The sequence below is a fragment of the Pseudomonas sp. RGB genome (genome assembly GCF_007713445.1).
Taxonomy (GTDB): Bacteria; Pseudomonadota; Gammaproteobacteria; order Pseudomonadales; family Pseudomonadaceae; genus Aquipseudomonas.
Genome location: NZ_VMSH01000029.1, coordinates 1 through 17,224, shown reverse-complemented (window position 1 = coordinate 17,224; position 17,224 = coordinate 1). Strand labels below are relative to the sequence as shown.

The window sequence follows — 17,224 nt, the reverse complement described above, 5'->3', positions numbered from 1 at the left end:
TTTTGATTTGTGAACACAGTCAAATGTGGGAGCTGGCTTGCCTGCGATGAGGCCCTCAAGAGCAATAAAAAACCCGCGCCTGTCACCAGAACGCGGGTTTCTCACTCACCAGCAGCGATCAACGCTCCAGCAAAATCCGCAGCATGCGACGCAGCGGTTCAGCCGCGCCCCACAGCAGTTGGTCGCCGACGGTGAACGCGCCCAGGTACTGAGTACCCATGTTCAGCTTGCGCAGACGGCCAACCGGCACATTCAGGGTGCCGGTGACCTTGGTTGGGCTCAGCTCCTGCATGCTGATGTCGCGGTTGTTCGGCACCAGCTTGACCCATGGGTTGTGCTGGCTGATCAGCCCTTCGATATCGGCGATCGGCACGTCTTTGTTCAGCTTGATGGTCAGCGCCTGGCTGTGGCAGCGCATGGCGCCAATGCGCACGCAGATGCCGTCCACCGGAATCGGGTTTTTGAAGCGACCGAGGATCTTGTTGGTCTCAGCCTGGGCCTTCCATTCTTCGCGGCTCTGGCCGTTCGGCAGTTCCTTGTCGATCCATGGGATCAGGCTACCGGCCAACGGCACGCCGAAGTTCTCGGTCGGGTAGGCATCGCTGCGCATGGCTTCGGCCACACGGCGGTCGATGTCGAGGATCGCGCTGGCAGGGTCGGCCAGTTGATCAGCCACAGCGGCGTGGGTGGCGCCCATTTGCTTGATCAGCTCGCGCATGTTCTGCGCGCCGGCGCCGGAGGCCGCCTGATAGGTCATGGCGCTCATCCACTCGACCAGGCCAGCTTCGAACAAGCCGCCCAGGCCCATCAGCATCAGGCTGACGGTGCAGTTGCCGCCCACGTAGTTCTTGGTGCCAGCGTCCAGCTGCTGGTCAATCACCTTGCGGTTCACCGGGTCGAGGATGATCACGGCGTCGTCCTGCATGCGCAGGCTCGAGGCGGCGTCAATCCAGTAACCCTGCCAGCCGGCTTCGCGCAGCTTGGGGAAGACTTCGCTGGTGTAGTCGCCACCCTGGCAGGTCAAAATCACGTCGAGGGTTTTGAGCTCTTCAATGCTGTAGGCGTCTTTGAGCGGAGCAATATCCTTGCCCACGGACGGCCCTTGGCCACCCACGTTCGACGTGGTGAAAAACACCGGCTCAATAAGATCGAAATCCTGCTCTTCCAGCATCCGCTGCATGAGCACGGAACCGACCATACCGCGCCAACCGATCAGACCTACACGTTTCATCGCAACTACACCTTGTTAAAAAGTGGGCCGCCTTGCAGCAACAACTGCAAGCGGGCCCGAGAGATTACAGATTCCGCAGCGCGGCGACTACTGCGTCGCCCATTTCTTGCGTCCCAACCTTGGTGCAACCCTGCGACCAGATGTCGCCGGTGCGCAAACCCTGGTCCAGCACCAGGCTCACAGCCTTCTCGATCGCATCCGCCGCTTCACTCAGGTTGAAGCTGTAACGCAGCATCATCGACACCGACAAGATGGTCGCCAACGGGTTGGCAATGCCTTGGCCTGCAATGTCCGGCGCCGAACCGTGGCACGGCTCGTACATGCCTTTATTGTTGGTGTCCAGGGACGCCGACGGCAGCATGCCGATGGAACCGGTGAGCATCGACGCCTGGTCGGACAGGATGTCGCCGAACAGGTTGTCGGTGACGATCACGTCGAACTGCTTGGGTGCACGTACCAGCTGCATGGCGGCGTTGTCGACGTACATGTGGCTCAGTTCGACGTCCGGGTAGTCCTTGGCCACTTCTTCGACGATTTCGCGCCACAGTTGGCTGGAGGCCAGTACGTTGGCCTTGTCGACCGAGCAGACCTTTTTGCCGCGCACGCGCGCCATGTCGAAACCGACACGGGCGATACGGCGGATCTCGCTCTCGCTGTACGGCAGCGTGTCGTAGGCCTGACGCTCGCCATTTTCCAACTCACGCACACCGCGTGGCGAGCCGAAGTAGATACCGCCGGTCAGCTCGCGCACGATCAGGATGTCCAGGCCCGCCACCACTTCAGGCTTGAGACTCGACGCATCGGCCAGCTGCGGGTACAGAATCGCCGGACGCAGGTTGCCGAACAGGCCCAGTTGCGCGCGAATTTTCAGCAGGCCGCGCTCCGGGCGGATGTCACGTTCGATCTTGTCCCACTTCGGGCCGCCCACGGCGCCGAGCAGTACGGCGTCGGCTGCACGGGCGCGGTCCAGGGTTTCGTCAGCCAGGGGCACGCCGTGCTTGTCGATGGCGGCGCCGCCGATCACGTCGTGGCTCAATTCGAAGCCCAGGCTGTACTTGCTGTTGGCCAATTCCAGGACTTTGACCGCTTCGGCCATGATTTCCGGACCAATACCGTCGCCAGGAAGAATCAGAATCTGCTTGCTCATGCGTTCCTCATTTCATCAAGCGACCCGCCCGTGGGCAGGTCGGGAAAATTAATCAGCGTTCGGCAAACACCACCAGCACGTCGGTGCTGAAGGTGCCGTCGGCTTGAATCTCGTAGTAATCGCGTACTTCCTGGCCCATCGCCTGCTGCAACTCGAGGATCGCGGCGCGCAATACCTCGGGCGTACGCATGCGCTCCACCCACGAGGTGTATTCCAGGCGCAGGCGCTGACGGCTGCTGTTGCGGACGTGCAAGCCGGCTTCGCTGAGCTGGCGCATCCATTCGGCGGCGGAATAATCGCGCACGTGACTGGTATCGCGCAGCACTTCGACGGTTTGCAGGTAAGTGTCCAACAGCGGGCTGCCCGGTGACAAGACATCGACAAATGCCGCGATGCCGCCAGGCTTGAGCACCCGACGCACTTCGCGAAAGGCCAGGCCAAGGTCGCTCCAGTGGTGGGCCGAGTAACGGCTGAACACGAAGTCGAACTCGCCATCGGCAAATGGCAGGCGCTCGGCGGCGCCATGCACGGTGCGGATGTTGTTCAGGCCACGCTCTTTTGCGGCGGCTGCCACCACGTCGAGCATTTGCTGGGACAGATCGTAGGCCACCACTTCTTTAACCAGCGGCGCAACGTGGAAGCTCACATGCCCGGCACCGCAGCCCAGGTCCAGCAGTCGCGCGGCGCCCTGCCCGGCCAGTTCGGCCTGCAGCAGTGCGAATTCGCTGCCTTGAGCGTGCACGGCACTGCTCAGGTAGGCCGAGGCCTGTTCGCCGAATTGTTTTTGCACGACTTGGGTGTGGGCGGTGCTGGTCATGGTGGCTTTCCTTGGGTTTTGGGGTGGTTGTACGGCCGCTATCGCAGGCAAGCCAGCTCCCACTGTTGGAATGCATTCCAAGGTGGGAGTCGGGCTTGCCCGCGATGGGGCCCGCACGGTTACCGCAAATCAGGCATCGCGAAACAACCAGGGCTGGCTCGCCCGGTGGTTGGTTTCAAACGCGGCAATCGCATCGCCGTCCTGCAAGGTCAGGCCGATATCGTCCAGGCCATTGATCAGGCAGTGCTTACGGAACGCATCGACTTCAAAGTGATAGACCTTGCCGTCCGGACGGGTCACGGTCTGCGCGGCCAGGTCAACGGTCAGTTGGTAGCCAACATCGGCTTCGACCTGCTTGAACAGCTCGTCCACTTCGGCGTCGCTCAAGATGATCGGCAGCAAGCCGTTCTTGAAGCTGTTGTTGAAGAAGATGTCGGCGTAGCTCGGCGCGATGATGCTGCGAAAGCCATATTCTTCCAGGGCCCACGGCGCGTGTTCACGGCTGGAGCCGCAACCGAAGTTCTCGCGGGCCAGCAATACGCTGGCGCCTTGGTAACGCTCGGCGTTGAGCACAAAATCCTTGTTCAACGGGCGCTTGGAGTTGTCCTGGTAGGCGTAGCCCACGTCCAGGTAGCGCCACTCATCGAACAGGTTCGGGCCAAAGCCGGTGCGCTTGATCGACTTCAAGAACTGCTTGGGAATGATCTGGTCGGTGTCGACGTTGGCACGGTCCAACGGCGCGACAAGACCGGTGTGTTGGGTAAAAGCTCTCATCGGGTATTCCTCAGATCAATTCGCGAACGTCGATGAAACGACCGTTGACGGCAGCGGCGGCGGCCATGGCCGGGCTGACCAGGTGGGTACGCCCACCGGCGCCCTGACGCCCTTCGAAGTTACGGTTGGAGGTGGACGCGCAATGCTCGCCCGACTCCAAACGGTCCGGATTCATCGCCAGGCACATGGAGCAGCCCGGCTCGCGCCATTCAAAACCGGCCTCAAGGAAGATCTTGTCCAGGCCCTCGGCTTCGGCTTGCGCTTTGACCAGGCCCGAACCTGGCACCACGATGGCTTGCTTGATGGTCGAGGCCACTTTGCGGCCTTTGGCGATCACCGCCGCAGCGCGCAGGTCTTCGATCCGCGAGTTGGTGCAGGAACCGATAAACACGCGGTCCAACTGGATGTCGGTAATCGCCTGGTTGGCCTTCAAGCCCATGTACTTCAAGGCGCGCTCGATAGAGCCACGCTTGACCAGGTCGGTTTCCTTGGCCGGGTCCGGCACGTTCTGGTCGACGGCCAGGACCATTTCCGGCGAGGTGCCCCAGCTGACTTGCGGCTTGATCTGGGCTGCGTCGAGTTCGACCACGGTGTCAAACACCGCATCGGCGTCGGAGACCAGGTCTTTCCAGGCTTCGACCGCTGCGTCCCAATCGGCGCCTTGCGGGGCGAAGGGGCGGCCTTTGACGTATTCGACGGTTTTTTCGTCCGCCGCGACCATGCCCACACGGGCACCGGCTTCGATGGACATGTTGCAGATGGTCATGCGGCCTTCGATGGACAGGTCGCGGATGGCGCTGCCGGCGAACTCGATGGCATGGCCGTTACCGCCGGCGGTGCCGATCTTGCCAATCACCGCGAGCACGATGTCCTTGGCGGTCACGCCGAACGGCAAGGTGCCTTCGACTTTAACCAGCATGTTCTTCATCTTTTTGGCGACCAGGCACTGGGTGGCGAACACATGCTCCACCTCGGAGGTGCCGATGCCATGGGCCAGAGCGCCGAACGCGCCGTGGGTGGAGGTGTGGGAGTCACCGCAGACCACGGTCATGCCTGGCAAGGTGGCGCCCTGCTCCGGGCCGATCACGTGCACGATGCCCTGACGCACGTCATTCATCTTGAATTCGGTGATGCCATATTCATCGCAATAGTCGTCGAGGGTTTGCACCTGCAAACGCGACACCTGGTCGGCAATGGCCTCGATGCCGCCCTTGCGCTCCGGGGTGGTCGGTACGTTGTGGTCCGGGGTGGCGATGATCGAGTCGACGCGCCAAGGCTTGCGCCCGGCCAGCCGCAGGCCTTCGAACGCTTGGGGCGAGGTCACTTCATGGATGATGTGACGGTCGATATAGATCAGCGACGAGCCATCGTCGCGCCGTTTCACTTCATGGGAATCCCAAAGCTTGTCGTAAAGCGTTTTGCCGGCCATCAGTCGGTCCTCATCATCGGTCTTTCTATGCCCCGGGCCTTGAGACATTCAATAACCCTTTGGCTTGTGAGGCTGATGGTATGGCGCTACATTAAATAACTCAAATTCATATTTTTTATGCTTTGGATTACCAACTGGAATACCTCAATGGACTTGGCCAACCTTAATGCCTTTATTGCCATCGCCGAGACCGGCAGCTTCTCCGGCGCCGGTGAACGCCTGCACCTGACCCAACCGGCCATCAGCAAGCGCATCGCCGGGCTGGAACAACAATTAAAGGTACGTTTATTCGACCGCCTGGGCCGTGAAGTCGGCCTGACCGAGGCCGGGCGCGCCCTGCTGCCACGTGCGTACCAGATTCTCAATGTGCTGGACGACACCCGCCGCGCGCTCACCAACCTGACCGGCGAAGTCAGCGGCCGCCTGACGTTGGCCACCAGCCACCACATCGGCCTGCACCGCCTGCCACCGATTTTGCGCACCTTTACCCGCGAGTACCCGAATGTAGCGCTGGATATTCAGTTCCTCGATTCGGAAGTGGCCTACGAGGAAATCCTCCATGGCCGCGCTGAAGTGGCCGTTATTACCCTGGCGCCCGATCCGCACAACCTGGTACGCGCCACACCGGTGTGGGACGACCCGCTGGATTTCGTGGTTGCGCCCGAGCACAGCCTGACCGCCAATGGCACGGTCAACCTGGCCGATATCGCCAAACACCCGGCGGTCTTCCCCGGTGGCAACACCTTTACCCACCATATTGTCAGCCGCTTGTTCGAAGCCCAGGGCCTGACGCCGAATATCGCCATGAGCACCAACTACCTGGAAACCATCAAGATGATGGTGTCCATCGGCCTGGCCTGGAGCGTGTTGCCGCGCACCATGCTTGATGAACAGGTGGCAAGTATCGCTTTGCCGGGCATACAGCTCAGTCGCCAGCTAGGCTATATCGTGCACACCGAAAGGACGCTGTCGAACGCTGCGCGGGCTTTCATGAGCCTATTGGATGCACAGGTCGATCTGCCAGGGATACCGGCATGAAGCTGTGCGGCCTCAAGGTCTGAATAAACCGCGCCGAACGCCCATTGAGCCAAGGCCCTTTGATAATGCGCAACCCCGTCGATTCCGTGCCACCCCTGCCCCGCATTTACGCCCTGGACCCTCAAGAGGCGGAACAAAGCTGGGACAGCGCCCCGCAGTTGCTGGCAGCCCTCAATGCTGCCCGCCTGGGCGCGTGGTGCTGGGAAATCGACACCGGCAGGATCAGTTGGTCACGCGGCACCCAGGCGCTGTTCGGCTACGACCCGCGCCAACCGCTGCCCAAAGACCTGGATTACCTGGATCTGCTCGCGCCGTCGGACCGCGCGCGCGTGGTGCGGGCCTTTCACGCCGTGCTGGCGGGCGAGCCGTTTGAGCAGGCCATGCACCACCACATCCAATGGCCGGATGGCAGCCATCACTGGCTGGAAATCAACGGCAGCCTGGCACCGGACAAGACCGGCCGGCGCCGCATGATCGGCGTGATCCGCGAAACCACTCGCCAGCGCGAGCGCGAGCACGCCCTTATCCACTCGGAAAAACGCTTCGCCACGCTGTTTCATCTGTGCCCCAATATGGTCCTGCTGACCCGCCAGGCCGACGGCCTGATCAGCGAAGCCAACCAGTATTTCGAGATGCTCTTCGGCTGGCCCGTGGCCCAGGCCATCGGCCGCACCACGCTGGACCTGGGCCTGTGGCGTGACCCGCAACAGCGTGCGCTGCTGGTCAGGGCCACCCAACGCAAGGGCGAACCCATCAGCATGGAAGTGCAGTTCTGCGCCAGCAACGGCCAGATCCACGACGGCACCTTGAGCGCACAAAAAGTCGAGCTGGAGGGCGAGGCCTACCTGATCAGCACGTTTGTCGACACCACCGAACGCAAAAACGCCGAGCAGGCGCTCAAGGACAGCCAGGAGCGCCTCGACCTGGCCCTGGATTCGGCACAGCTGGGCACCTGGGACTGGCATATCCCCAGCGGCATGCTCTATGGCTCGGCCCGCGCGGCGCAACTGCACGGCCTGGAGGCGTTACCGTTTCACGAACCTTTCGATGCGTTTTTTGAAGGCATGTCTGATGAAGAGCGCGAGGGCATGCGCAACGCCTACCGCAGCCTGCGTGAAGGCCCGGGCGGCAACTACCAGTTGACCTACCGCGTCCAGATGGAGGACGGCAGCGCTCGTTACCTGGAAAGCCGTGCGCGGCTGTATCGCGACGAATCGGGCAAACCGTTGCGCATGGCCGGCACCTTGCTGGACATCACCGACCAGGTGGAACGCGAGCAGCGCATCACCGCCTCCGAAGAAAAGTTCGCCAGCCTGTTCCAGGCCAGCCCCGACCCGATCTGCGTGACCTACCTGGACAGCGGCGCCTTTATCGAAATCAACCCCGCGTTTACGCAGACCTTTGGCTGGACCGCCGCCGAGGTGCTCGACAAAAGCGCCGACCAGATCGGGCTGTGGGATGACTCGAGCAAGCGCCTGCAACGTATCGAGCGGGTGATTCGCGAGCAGTCATTAAACAATGTCGCCATTGGGGTGCATCACAAAAATGGTCAAAGCCTCACCTGCGTGATTTCCAGCCGCTTGATCAAGGTCGGCGACCAACCCTGCATCGTCACGACCCTGCGCGATATCACCCAGCAACAACGCTCCGAGGCCGCCCTTAAAGCCAGCGAAGAAAAATTCGCCAAGGCCTTCCATTCAAGCCCCGACGCCATCTCCATCACCGAACGTGACACCGGCCGTTATGTGGAGGTCAATGACGGCTTCTGTCGCCTCACCGGCTACCGCGCCGAGGAAGCCATCGGCCTGACGCTGTATCAGATCGGCATCTGGGCTGATGAGAATCAGCGTGCGGCGCTGCTGGCCGAACTGCAGATTAAGGGCCGAATTCATCACCTGGAAATGCTTTGGCACAACAAACGTGGCGAATTGTTGGCCGTGGAGGTGTCGGTCGAACCGATCACCCTCAATGAAACGCCGTGCCTGCTGCTGACGGCGCGGGACGTGAGCCTGCTGAAAAACGCCCAGGCGCAGATCCGTCACCTGGCCTATCACGACCCGCTGACCAACCTGCCCAATCGTGCGTTGCTGATGGACCGCCTGAGCCAGCAGATCGCCCTGCTCAAACGCCATAACCTGCGGGGCGCCCTGCTGTTTCTCGACCTCGATCATTTCAAGCACATCAACGATTCCCTCGGCCACCCGGTGGGCGACACCGTGCTGAAAATCGTCACCGCACGCCTAGAAGCCAGCGTGCGCATGGAAGATACGGTGGCGCGCCTGGGCGGCGATGAGTTCGTGGTGCTGCTCAGCGGCCTGGAAGGTACACGCGTGGAAGTCAGCGCCCAGGTACAGGAACTGGCGGACACCCTGCGCGAATTGCTCTCGGAACCGATGTTCCTCGATGGCCATCGCCTGCAGGTCACGCCGAGCATTGGCGTGGCGCTGATCCCCGACCACGGCTCGACACCCGCAGACCTGCTCAAGCGTGCCGACATTGCGCTGTATCGGGCCAAGGATTCAGGACGCAACACCACGCAGATGTTTCATAACAGCATGCAGAAAACCGCCAGTGAACGCCTGCGCATGGAGACCGACCTGCGTCTGGCGCTGTCACGCGGTGAGTTCAGCGTGCATTACCAGCCTCAAGTGGATGCGCGCGGCAACCGCATCATCGGTGCCGAAGCGCTGGTGCGCTGGCAGCACCCGCAACTGGGAGCGCAGTCACCCACCGAATTTATCAAAGTGCTGGAAGACAGCGGCCTGATCCTGGAAGTCGGCACCTGGATTCTTGATGAAGCCTGCGGCGCCTTTGCCCAATTGATCGCCGATGGCCTGGTGGACCCGTTGAATTTCAGCCTGTGCGTGAATATAAGCCCGCGCCAGTTTCGCCAGAACGACTTCGTGGAGCGGGTGGAGCGCTGCCTCAAGCAGCATCACCTGCCGTATAGCCTGCTGAAGCTGGAAATTACCGAAGGCATCGTGATCCAGAACCTGGATGACACCGTGGCCAAGATGCGCCGCCTGAAAAAACTCGGCGTAAGCTTTGCCATGGATGACTTCGGCACCGGCTATTCGTCGCTGACCTACCTCAAGCGCCTGCCGGTGGATGCGTTGAAGATCGATCAGTCCTTTGTGCGCGACGCCACCCACGACCCCAACGATGCCGAAATCATCCGCGCCATCGTCGCCATGGCGCGCAGCTTGAACCTGGAAGTGATCGCCGAGGGCGTGGAAACCCCGGAACAACTGGCATTCCTGCAAAAGCTGGGCTGCCATTTGTTCCAGGGGTATTTACACAGCCGGCCTCTGCCCATCGAGGCGTTCAGGAAGCTATTGGTGTGACCCTTACACCAGCTTCAATGCGCGAAACCCGCCGTTCATCCATCGCGATGACGCCAGGTCCTGCTTTCGCCCATAGAAATCCAGCGCACCATTGATGACCGCGACCGAGTGGCCAGTGTCCGCCAGCGTGCCGACCGCGCCGCGGGCCAGTTCTTCAACCGTGCTTTCACGTATATAGGCGTACAACCCAAGCCGCCGAAGCGCCTCCCCCGGGTGCTCGCCGTCGTTGAGGGTGTGCAGGGCCGTTGCATAACTCTGCCCGGCGCGCATGTCGTTATTTTCCAGGTGCGCGCGCTTGGCACTGACCGCGTACAAGAAGTTGGCGTAGTTGATCAACTGCGTATTGCTGCCGTGGAAGTTTGACGCGACGATGGCCTGGCGCAGCTCATCATGGGTCACCGTCAGCGTGAAGGAGTCCCTCATGACCACCTCAAAACCGTCGGCGGTGACTTGGATGCGCTTATAGATCCCCTGGGGGTCCTGCCAGAACCGGATGATCGCCGCCTTGATCGCCGACACCGTGACACAATTGCCTTCCACGCCCTGATAAAAACCACCCCAGATCTGTTCGGGTGTCATGCCGGACACGACATCGGACACCTGCCGGGCGTTGTCGGGTGCCGCCGGCTTGTCGTCGAACAATACGTACCCGTAACCCTGCTTGGTCTGGCGCCGCTCGTCGTAATAATGGCTTACGCCGTCCATCACCAGCGCCGAGCCAAAGTTGTGAGTCTCCATGACCCCTACCACGCCCTTTGCCTGCATGGCACTTGACGGCACGTACTGGCACAGGCCGAACAGGCCCAAGCCCTGCAAACATCGCTGGACGGTCTCGCCCTTCAGTGTTGTTGCCAGCGCAGCTTCAAACGTCGGGTAATTGCCGGTCAGTTGCTTGCGCTTTACGAACGCCGCGAACACAAAGTTGGCATCCTTGACTGCCCCGCTATCGTCGCCACTGAACCTCGAAGCCTGCGTCGCCTGCGCCAACTCCTGGCGAGACAACTGAACCTTGAACTCGTCCTTCATGGTGATGTGATAGCCATCGCCCGTGGCAGTCAGCGCATTGAACATGCCAGCCGGGTGCTGCCCGAAGGTTGTCATCATCAGTTTGATGACGGCTGCGTGGGTGCTGGTGTCAAAGTGCTCGCCAAACTCCCCCCGCGCCGCATTGAATGCACGGATGATATGCGCAGGTTTTTCCCCCGCACGTTTTGACGAAAACACCGAAGCCGCGTCGTCGTACCCGTTGGCCGGCGAGCCTGGGCCATTACTTGCTGTGATATTCATTCACTGATTTCCTGAGACTTACCGAAGCAATAACCTGCAAAACAATCGGGGCGGGGCGGCGTTGCGATGGGTTGAGCCGCCCGCATCGCCTGTGGTCGCCCCTTAGAAAAGGGCTATCGCCTGACCGCGGGCAGGCGTGGCGCCCCTGCGCCCCCACAACTCTTCGCGGCCGTTGATCACCGCCACCGAATGCCCGGTGCGATTGCACATGCCCAATTGCCCACGGGCGAGTTCCCGCACAGAGACCGTTTTCATGTGCTTGCGCAGCCCCAGCCGCATGAACCCCTCCCCCGGCCCACGCTCATCCTCACCGTTGTTCAGGCTGCGAATCGCCGCCTGATAACTTCTGCCCGCCGTGTAATCGTTGTTTTCCATCTGTGCGCGCTTGGCACTGACCGCAAACAGAAATTGCGCATCCTTGAGCATGCCCTTGTCCTGCCCTCTGAACCTGGCGCCTCGCGCACCTTCGGCCAATTCACGGTCAGTCAGCGTGAGCTGAAAGTCATCGCGCATCACCACTCGATAACCGCCGCTGAGGCGGGTGACTTGTTGGTAGATATCCGTGGGGCTTTGACCAAATCGGTGCATCGCCGCCTTGATCGCCGACACCGTCACGCAGTTGCCGTCGGGGCCTTGGCGAAACCCACTCCAGATGTTGTCCGGCTTCGCACCGCCGCGCTTGTTTGAAAGGCACGCGAGCGCGGCTTCGGAATTGGGCCTGGGAGTGACCGGCTCGTGCACTACCGACGGATTGACCGGTGGCGTGGGTATAACGGGGACTAACTTATCTTTGCCTGCCGACAACACCCTCAGTATCTGAGTCAATAAAGAACTCAACAGCGCAGCAAACGACTGCACCGCATCGCGTTCATTATCGCCGCGCACCCGACGCGCTGAACCGTTGATAGATGGCCGACAAACAGTCGCAGCAGTCTTTCTTTCAATCACGCTCAAGTGAACATCCGCTGCATGATTGGCACTTGTTAAATCACTATTGATCACCTGCCGGACATCGATGACACGCGCGATATTATTAATTAAACAGTTAGACATATTCCCCCCATTGAGCAGGCGCCTCTTCGCAACTTATAGCCACAGAGGCGCCTGCACGCTTCAAGAAGTTAAACCAAGTGTGGGACTATCAGGCCTTGAACATTGGCTTGGTATTTAACCGCCAGTTTCTTGGATCAAAATAATCTTCAACCGGGCCTGGGCTGGTTAAGTCCGGAACCGGCGTATCAGGCAAGGGCTTTGGGGCGATGTCCGGCACCACGGAGGGCGTTGGCTCTGGCTTAACCACCGGCGTGACGATGCCTGGCACCGCATGTGTGTGGTCTGGCTTGATCTCGGTCTTTGGCGCAGGTGGCACGCCAGGCTTGGTATCCGACTCGACCTCAGGCGTGACGGTGCCGGGTACCTCAGGGGTGTGTTCTGGCGTGATGTCAGCCTTCACGTCCGGTGTCACACCCGGCTTGATCCCCGGTTGCGGGCCGGTTTCAGGCAATGGCGACAGATCCAGCACACGCTTCAGTCGTGGGACGTTGTTCACAACCGCCTGCGCATCCGTGCAATGGCAATGACCGGCGTTCACATTGACGTGTACGTTGGTCTTACCGTCATTCGTCACGGTAATCGCCGGCTCGGGCGCGGGCAGATGTGGTAGCGCAGCTGGCGCTTTGAGAGCAGTGGGCACTACCAGTGCAGCGTCCATCAGCTGCAGCTTCGCTTGCGGCTCCGGCACCTGCGGTTTCGCCGGCAAGTTGCCTACATCCGGCGAACTCGGCTGCTTGGCGACCTCGGAATTCACCGGCAACGTGCGCGCCTCAGGCTTGGCGTCTGGCACAACGCCCGGGCCGGACAGCAGCGCGGGCGTTAAATCCTTTCCGGCGACCATTTCGCGTATAGCCTTGAAAACCTGCTCGAGCATGTCAAATAACCGCGTGAGCGCAGCACCCGGAATCATCAGTTCGTTGCGCGAGAACCGGGAGTTATCAGTACTCAGCGGCGTATTGGCAACACGCGCACCGGAAACCTGCACCTCTGTCGTTTCAGCAAACTTAGCGGATGAAATACTGTTTCGATCAAGGACAGACGCATTAACTTTCATGAACGATGGATTATTAACCGACAGCGACATTTAGCAATTCCTTATTCAACAGAGCCTGGCCGTATCAGCGGACCAGAGAAGTGAGAGTGTTAATAGCTGAAAACAACCACGTTGCTTCACAGTCCTTACTTTCGTGGAAAGTTAGGCTATCGAGTTCCGCCAATCGCAGCTCATATAAGGAAACCAATGCGCGTCATCAGACTTTGCCGCATGAACTATCGCGACAAACCGCGAGGCAAGCCGCTCTTGGCGCTAAAAAATCGTCACACCCGTTAATACACTGCAGGCATGCAACTCACCGACAAGATTAAACCGCCTGTTCGTCAATCTTTTGTGCTAGCCCACAAACGAAAAAAGGGCGCCAATGGCACCCTTTTTTAGTGAACGTGAACAATCAGGCTGCAATGGGGTGCTGCATGCCCAGCAGGTGGCTGACGTGCTTCAAATCCGTCTCGCGCCGCAAGGCGGTAAACAGCACCACTGCTTCGGGATAATTGCGCGTCAGCATCGCCAGCCATTGCTTCAACCGGCCAGGCGCCTGCTTTTCAGTCAGTTGCGCCACTGATTGGGTCCAGAACGCCTGAAGCATCGGCTGCATCTGCGCCCAGGTCATTTCCACCACCTCTTCGCCCGCCTTGGCTGCCACAATTTGGCGCGCCAGGTCAGGCCGTGCCACCAGGCCGCGACCAAGCATGATGTCTTCGACGCCGCTGATTTCACGGCAACGCTTCCAGTCTTCGACGCTCCAGATATCCCCATTGGCGAACACCGGCACCTTGACCACGTCCTGCACCCGCGGGATCCACTCCCAGTGGGCCGGCGGCTTGTAGCCGTCGGTCTTGGTACGCGCATGCACCACGATATGCGCCGCGCCGCCTTCAGCCAGCGCCGTAGCGCACACCAGCGCACCGTCCGGGCTGTCGAAGCCAAGGCGCATCTTGGCGGTCACGGGGATATGCGCGGGCACGGCACGGCGCACATGTTCAACAATCTGATTGAGCAGCTCCGGCTCCTTGAGCAGCACGGCGCCGCCGCGCGACTTGTTGACCGTCTTGGCCGGGCAGCCGAAGTTCAGGTCAATCACCTGGGAACCCAGCTCGCACGCCAGCGCGGCGTTTTCGGCCAGGCACACCGGGTCGGAACCCAGCAGCTGCACACGCAACGGCACGCCCGCCGCGGTGTGGGCACCGTGCAGCAGTTCCGGGGCGAGCTTGTGGAAATAGGCGGGGGTCAGCAGGCGGTCGTTGACGCGGATGAACTCGGTCACGCACCAGTCAATACCGCCCACGCGGGTCAGCACATCGCGCAGGATGTTGTCGACCAACCCCTCCATGGGCGCCAAAGCAATTTGCATGGAAAACACTCAACAAAAATCGTGGCGCAGTTTACTGGGTTTCCTGCAAAAAACGTTAACCCCCTGTCAGCGCGGGACCGTAGCCGTCGAGAAATTCGGCCGGCATACGCTTGGGCTTGCCCGTGGAGAGTTCGATGCAGACAAACGTGGTGTGCGCGCGCAGCAAGGTCGCGCCGTCGCGAGGACGGACCAGCTGGAAACGGCGGGTCATCTTCAGGCGCTGGTCCCAGTCGACGATCCAGGTCGCCAGCTGCAGCTCATCACCTTCGTAGCCGGCCGCCAGGTAGTCGATCTCATGGCGCACCACGGCCATGGCGCGGTCGAGCCGGCGGTATTCGGTAAGGTCCAGCCCCAGGCGCTGGGAATGGCGCCAGGCGCAACGCTCCAGCCACGACACATACACCGCATTGTTGGCGTGCCCGAGGCCGTCGATGTCTTCAGCGCCAACCTGCAGATCGATGATAAATGGCGTTGCCAAGTCCCAGCCCATGCCTTGCTCCAGTCGATTGATGTCGGCGGGGCAGTGTATCAGGCAGTTTGCCGCGCCTGTAGACGACGGCCGGCCAACAGGGCAAGCACACCCTCGATCACCCGCGGATCGGCCAGCACTTTCTGGTGCCCGCCTTGTTCCAGGCGCAACAGGCGGCTGTCGAACCAGGCCTCGTGAATAGCTTGCGAGGCTTTGACCGGGACAAAAGTGTCGTCTACGGCGTGCACGATCAAACCGGGAATATTGAGCTGGTAGTGAGCCACGTCCAGGTGTTTGAGCGGCATGCCAAAGGTCAATTCAACTTCCTGGATAAACGCCGAGCGCGCCCGTGGCGGCAACCCGACCATGCCGGCAAAACCGCGCAGCACGTCGAGAAAGCGCGAAGGCGCCGCAATGCTCACCAGCGCCTCGGTACGCAGGCCCAGCTGCACCGCCAGCATCGCGCTGGCACCGCCCATGGAATGCCCCACCACCGCGTGCAACGGCGGCAACTCGGCGGCAGCTTCGAGCATGGCGCGGGCGAACAGCAGCACATGCGCCTCGCGCCCCGGTGAACGGCCGTGGGCCGGACCGTCGAGGGCAATCACCGAATAGCCGTTATCCACCAACGCCGTGATCAGGCTGGCGAACTGTGTGGGGCGCCCTTCCCAGCCGTGCATCAGCAGCACCGCGGGGCCCTGGCCCCAACGCAACGCCGACAGGCCGAAACGCAAGGTGATGCGCTCCGATTGCGCCAGCAGCGGCAACTCCCAGTCACGCGGCGGCAGGTTGCGTGGCGTCATGAAGGTACGACGCAACTTGCTGGCCACCAGGTGCGGCGCCACGCGGCCGACGGTGCCATTGAAGCCTCGAATCCAGGTTAATGCGCCCATCAGGCGACTCCTTTTTCAGCGCACCGCCGATTTGGCCGCGCGCAACACGCGGTCCGACAACTCGCCCGGGCCGAGCGCGCGGGCCAAGGCCAGGCCGCCGATCATCAAGGCCATATCCGCCAGGGCTTTGTCGGTGTCCTCCGGGCTGGCAGCCAATTGCGCGGCCATCAGCTCCGTATGCTCGTTGAGCGCCTGGCGAAACTCATCCGGCAAGCGGCTCATCTCGCCCACGGTGGCGGGTATCGGGCAGGCCTGGTCCGTGGAGTCACGGTGCTTGCGCGACAGATAAAACGCCGCCACCAGGCCTCTGCGCTCCTCACCGGTGAGTTGCGCGTCCATGTCGTCAATCGACGCGCGCCGCCGGGCGAGCAACTGGGTGAAGGCCTCCAGCATCAACGCGTCCTTGCTTTCAAAGTGCGCGTAGAAGCCGCCGACCGTAAGCCCCGCCGCGCCCATGACTTCGCCGACACTCGGTTCGGCCGGGCCGCGCTGGATCAACGCCGCGCTGGCAGCCTGCAAAATGCGTTCGCGGGTTTGCGCTTTTTTATCGCTCATCGTTGCCTCCGTCTCTCATGGGTTGAATATTATTACCATAATAATATTTCGCAAGCCACCCGCGTGACCGCTCGTCCGAGTAGCACAGATCACATCAAAGGAATAAACCGCCCGCCCCAAGCGTTCTCACTGCAATGAACTGCACATCGCAGAGAACGTCATGGCCTGGCGGCAGCAAAACCAGAACTGCGCGTGGGTCGCCGCAGAAGCCGCCCCTACGTGTTCGCCAACGAATACACCGCTAACTTCAAAGGTTGAAGGCGAAGGCGTGGGCAACCAGCCGTTCGGCAAATTCTTCAACGACGCCTACGGGCATGCCGAGGCCAACTTCCTGGAGGCCCTGCGCGGCAATGACTGTGTGCTCGATGCGGGGTATCAGGAGATCGTGGTGAGCCTCAACAACTCACCGTGCCGGCAATGCTGCGTGCTGTTCAGGCAGTTCATGGAAGACATCCTGCTGCGCTTTCCAAACACACGGCTTGCGATTTCACGCTTGCCCGGCATTCGCGTCGAAATGTGCAACGTCGCACTGGAGGACGCCCAGAACAAAGGCCCGCAGGTTGATCGGCAAAAGGAGCTGGCGCGCATCAACGAATCCCTGTGCACCGCCAATGGGGTACGCAGGATGCCGTAAACGGCCGCGGGAAAAACCCAAACGCCAGACAAACAAAAGGGCCATTCAATAATTGAATGACCCTTAAAAATCCCGCAGAGCGGGTAATCGTGGCGTCCCCTAGGGGACTCGAACCCCTGTTACCGCCGTGAAAGGGCGGTGTCCT

Annotated in this window: 15 protein-coding genes; 3 read left to right on the top strand and 12 right to left on the bottom strand. The window is 61.0% G+C overall.

Annotation, left to right across the window (positions count from 1 at the left end; genetic code table 11):
* Nucleotides 1-118: 118 nt before the first annotated feature.
* The 5 genes from asd to leuC form a co-directional block, all read right to left on the bottom strand.
* Nucleotides 119-1,231, bottom strand: a complete 1,113-nt coding sequence (asd, locus tag FPT15_RS28905) for an aspartate-semialdehyde dehydrogenase (protein WP_058412147.1) — start codon at nt 1,229-1,231, stop codon at nt 119-121.
* 64 nt (nt 1,232-1,295) lie between these two features.
* Nucleotides 1,296-2,378, bottom strand: a complete 1,083-nt coding sequence (leuB, locus tag FPT15_RS28900; RefSeq protein WP_021491199.1) for a 3-isopropylmalate dehydrogenase — start codon at nt 2,376-2,378, stop codon at nt 1,296-1,298.
* A 52-nt stretch (nt 2,379-2,430) separates the two neighbouring features.
* Nucleotides 2,431-3,195, bottom strand: coding sequence for a class I SAM-dependent methyltransferase (locus FPT15_RS28895; protein ID WP_145166124.1), 765 nt, complete (start codon nt 3,193-3,195; stop codon nt 2,431-2,433).
* Nucleotides 3,196-3,324: 129 nt separating this feature from the next.
* Nucleotides 3,325-3,969: a 3-isopropylmalate dehydratase small subunit gene (gene leuD / locus FPT15_RS28890; RefSeq protein ID WP_145166123.1), complete on the bottom strand. Its 645-nt coding sequence runs from the start codon at nt 3,967-3,969 to the stop codon at nt 3,325-3,327.
* Between the two features lie 10 nt (nt 3,970-3,979).
* Nucleotides 3,980-5,398, bottom strand: a complete 1,419-nt coding sequence (gene leuC / locus FPT15_RS28885) for a 3-isopropylmalate dehydratase large subunit (RefSeq protein ID WP_145166122.1) — start codon at nt 5,396-5,398, stop codon at nt 3,980-3,982.
* Nucleotides 5,399-5,545: 147 nt separating this feature from the next.
* Between leuC and FPT15_RS28880 the strand changes: the two genes are divergently transcribed.
* Both FPT15_RS28880 and FPT15_RS28875 read left to right on the top strand, forming a co-directional pair.
* Entirely contained in the window at nt 5,546-6,436 is an 891-nt protein-coding gene (locus tag FPT15_RS28880; RefSeq protein ID WP_145166121.1) for a LysR family transcriptional regulator, read from the top strand.
* Between the two features lie 65 nt (nt 6,437-6,501).
* On the top strand, nt 6,502-9,780 hold the full coding sequence (locus FPT15_RS28875) for an EAL domain-containing protein (RefSeq protein ID WP_145166120.1): 3,279 nt from the start codon (nt 6,502-6,504) through the stop codon (nt 9,778-9,780).
* Between the two features lie 3 nt (nt 9,781-9,783).
* Here FPT15_RS28875 and FPT15_RS28870 read toward each other — a convergent pair whose 3' ends face one another.
* The 7 genes from FPT15_RS28870 to FPT15_RS28840 form a co-directional block, all read right to left on the bottom strand.
* Nucleotides 9,784-11,067 carry a hypothetical protein gene (locus FPT15_RS28870; RefSeq protein WP_145166119.1) on the bottom strand — a complete coding sequence of 428 codons (1,284 nt, stop codon included), beginning with the start codon at nt 11,065-11,067 and terminating at the stop codon, nt 9,784-9,786.
* A gap of 102 nt (nt 11,068-11,169) precedes the next feature.
* Nucleotides 11,170-12,120 (bottom strand): hypothetical protein, encoded by a 951-nt coding sequence (locus tag FPT15_RS28865; protein ID WP_145166118.1) that lies wholly within the window; start codon nt 12,118-12,120, stop codon nt 11,170-11,172.
* 88 nt (nt 12,121-12,208) lie between these two features.
* Nucleotides 12,209-13,204: a hypothetical protein gene (locus tag FPT15_RS28860; protein WP_145166117.1), complete on the bottom strand. Its 996-nt coding sequence runs from the start codon at nt 13,202-13,204 to the stop codon at nt 12,209-12,211.
* 364 nt (nt 13,205-13,568) lie between these two features.
* A complete protein-coding gene (locus tag FPT15_RS28855) occupies nt 13,569-14,528 on the bottom strand; it encodes a tRNA-dihydrouridine synthase (RefSeq protein ID WP_145166116.1) in 960 nt (319 codons plus the stop codon).
* Nucleotides 14,529-14,583: 55 nt separating this feature from the next.
* A complete protein-coding gene (locus FPT15_RS28850) occupies nt 14,584-15,018 on the bottom strand; it encodes a thioesterase family protein (protein ID WP_106576673.1) in 435 nt (144 codons plus the stop codon).
* A 38-nt stretch (nt 15,019-15,056) separates the two neighbouring features.
* Nucleotides 15,057-15,890, bottom strand: a complete 834-nt coding sequence (locus FPT15_RS28845) for an alpha/beta hydrolase (protein ID WP_145166115.1) — start codon at nt 15,888-15,890, stop codon at nt 15,057-15,059.
* Nucleotides 15,891-15,905: 15 nt separating this feature from the next.
* Entirely contained in the window at nt 15,906-16,445 is a 540-nt protein-coding gene (locus FPT15_RS28840) for a TetR/AcrR family transcriptional regulator (RefSeq protein WP_083357717.1), read from the bottom strand.
* A gap of 160 nt (nt 16,446-16,605) precedes the next feature.
* Here FPT15_RS28840 and FPT15_RS28835 point away from each other — a divergent pair, with 160 nt between their 5' ends.
* Nucleotides 16,606-17,079 carry a hypothetical protein gene (locus tag FPT15_RS28835; RefSeq protein WP_256676535.1) on the top strand — a complete coding sequence of 158 codons (474 nt, stop codon included), beginning with the start codon at nt 16,606-16,608 and terminating at the stop codon, nt 17,077-17,079.
* The last annotated feature ends 145 nt before the right edge of the window (nt 17,080-17,224 follow it).

Coding starts and splice junctions, on each gene's coding strand:
- FPT15_RS28845 (WP_145166115.1), bottom strand. CDS start 15,890: ATGGGCGCATTAACCTGGATTCGAGGCTTCAATGGCACCGTCGGCCGC.
- FPT15_RS28880 (WP_145166121.1), top strand. CDS start 5,546: ATGGACTTGGCCAACCTTAATGCCTTTATTGCCATCGCCGAGACCGGC.
- FPT15_RS28870 (WP_145166119.1), bottom strand. CDS start 11,067: ATGAATATCACAGCAAGTAATGGCCCAGGCTCGCCGGCCAACGGGTAC.
- FPT15_RS28865 (WP_145166118.1), bottom strand. CDS start 12,120: ATGTCTAACTGTTTAATTAATAATATCGCGCGTGTCATCGATGTCCGG.
- leuD (WP_145166123.1), bottom strand. CDS start 3,969: ATGAGAGCTTTTACCCAACACACCGGTCTTGTCGCGCCGTTGGACCGT.
- FPT15_RS28850 (WP_106576673.1), bottom strand. CDS start 15,018: ATGGGCTGGGACTTGGCAACGCCATTTATCATCGATCTGCAGGTTGGC.
- FPT15_RS28835 (WP_256676535.1), top strand. CDS start 16,606: ATGGCCTGGCGGCAGCAAAACCAGAACTGCGCGTGGGTCGCCGCAGAA.
- leuB (WP_021491199.1), bottom strand. CDS start 2,378: ATGAGCAAGCAGATTCTGATTCTTCCTGGCGACGGTATTGGTCCGGAA.
- FPT15_RS28855 (WP_145166116.1), bottom strand. CDS start 14,528: ATGCAAATTGCTTTGGCGCCCATGGAGGGGTTGGTCGACAACATCCTG.
- leuC (WP_145166122.1), bottom strand. CDS start 5,398: ATGGCCGGCAAAACGCTTTACGACAAGCTTTGGGATTCCCATGAAGTG.
- FPT15_RS28875 (WP_145166120.1), top strand. CDS start 6,502: ATGCGCAACCCCGTCGATTCCGTGCCACCCCTGCCCCGCATTTACGCC.
- asd (WP_058412147.1), bottom strand. CDS start 1,231: ATGAAACGTGTAGGTCTGATCGGTTGGCGCGGTATGGTCGGTTCCGTG.
- FPT15_RS28840 (WP_083357717.1), bottom strand. CDS start 16,445: ATGAGCGATAAAAAAGCGCAAACCCGCGAACGCATTTTGCAGGCTGCC.
- FPT15_RS28860 (WP_145166117.1), bottom strand. CDS start 13,204: ATGTCGCTGTCGGTTAATAATCCATCGTTCATGAAAGTTAATGCGTCT.
- FPT15_RS28895 (WP_145166124.1), bottom strand. CDS start 3,195: ATGACCAGCACCGCCCACACCCAAGTCGTGCAAAAACAATTCGGCGAA.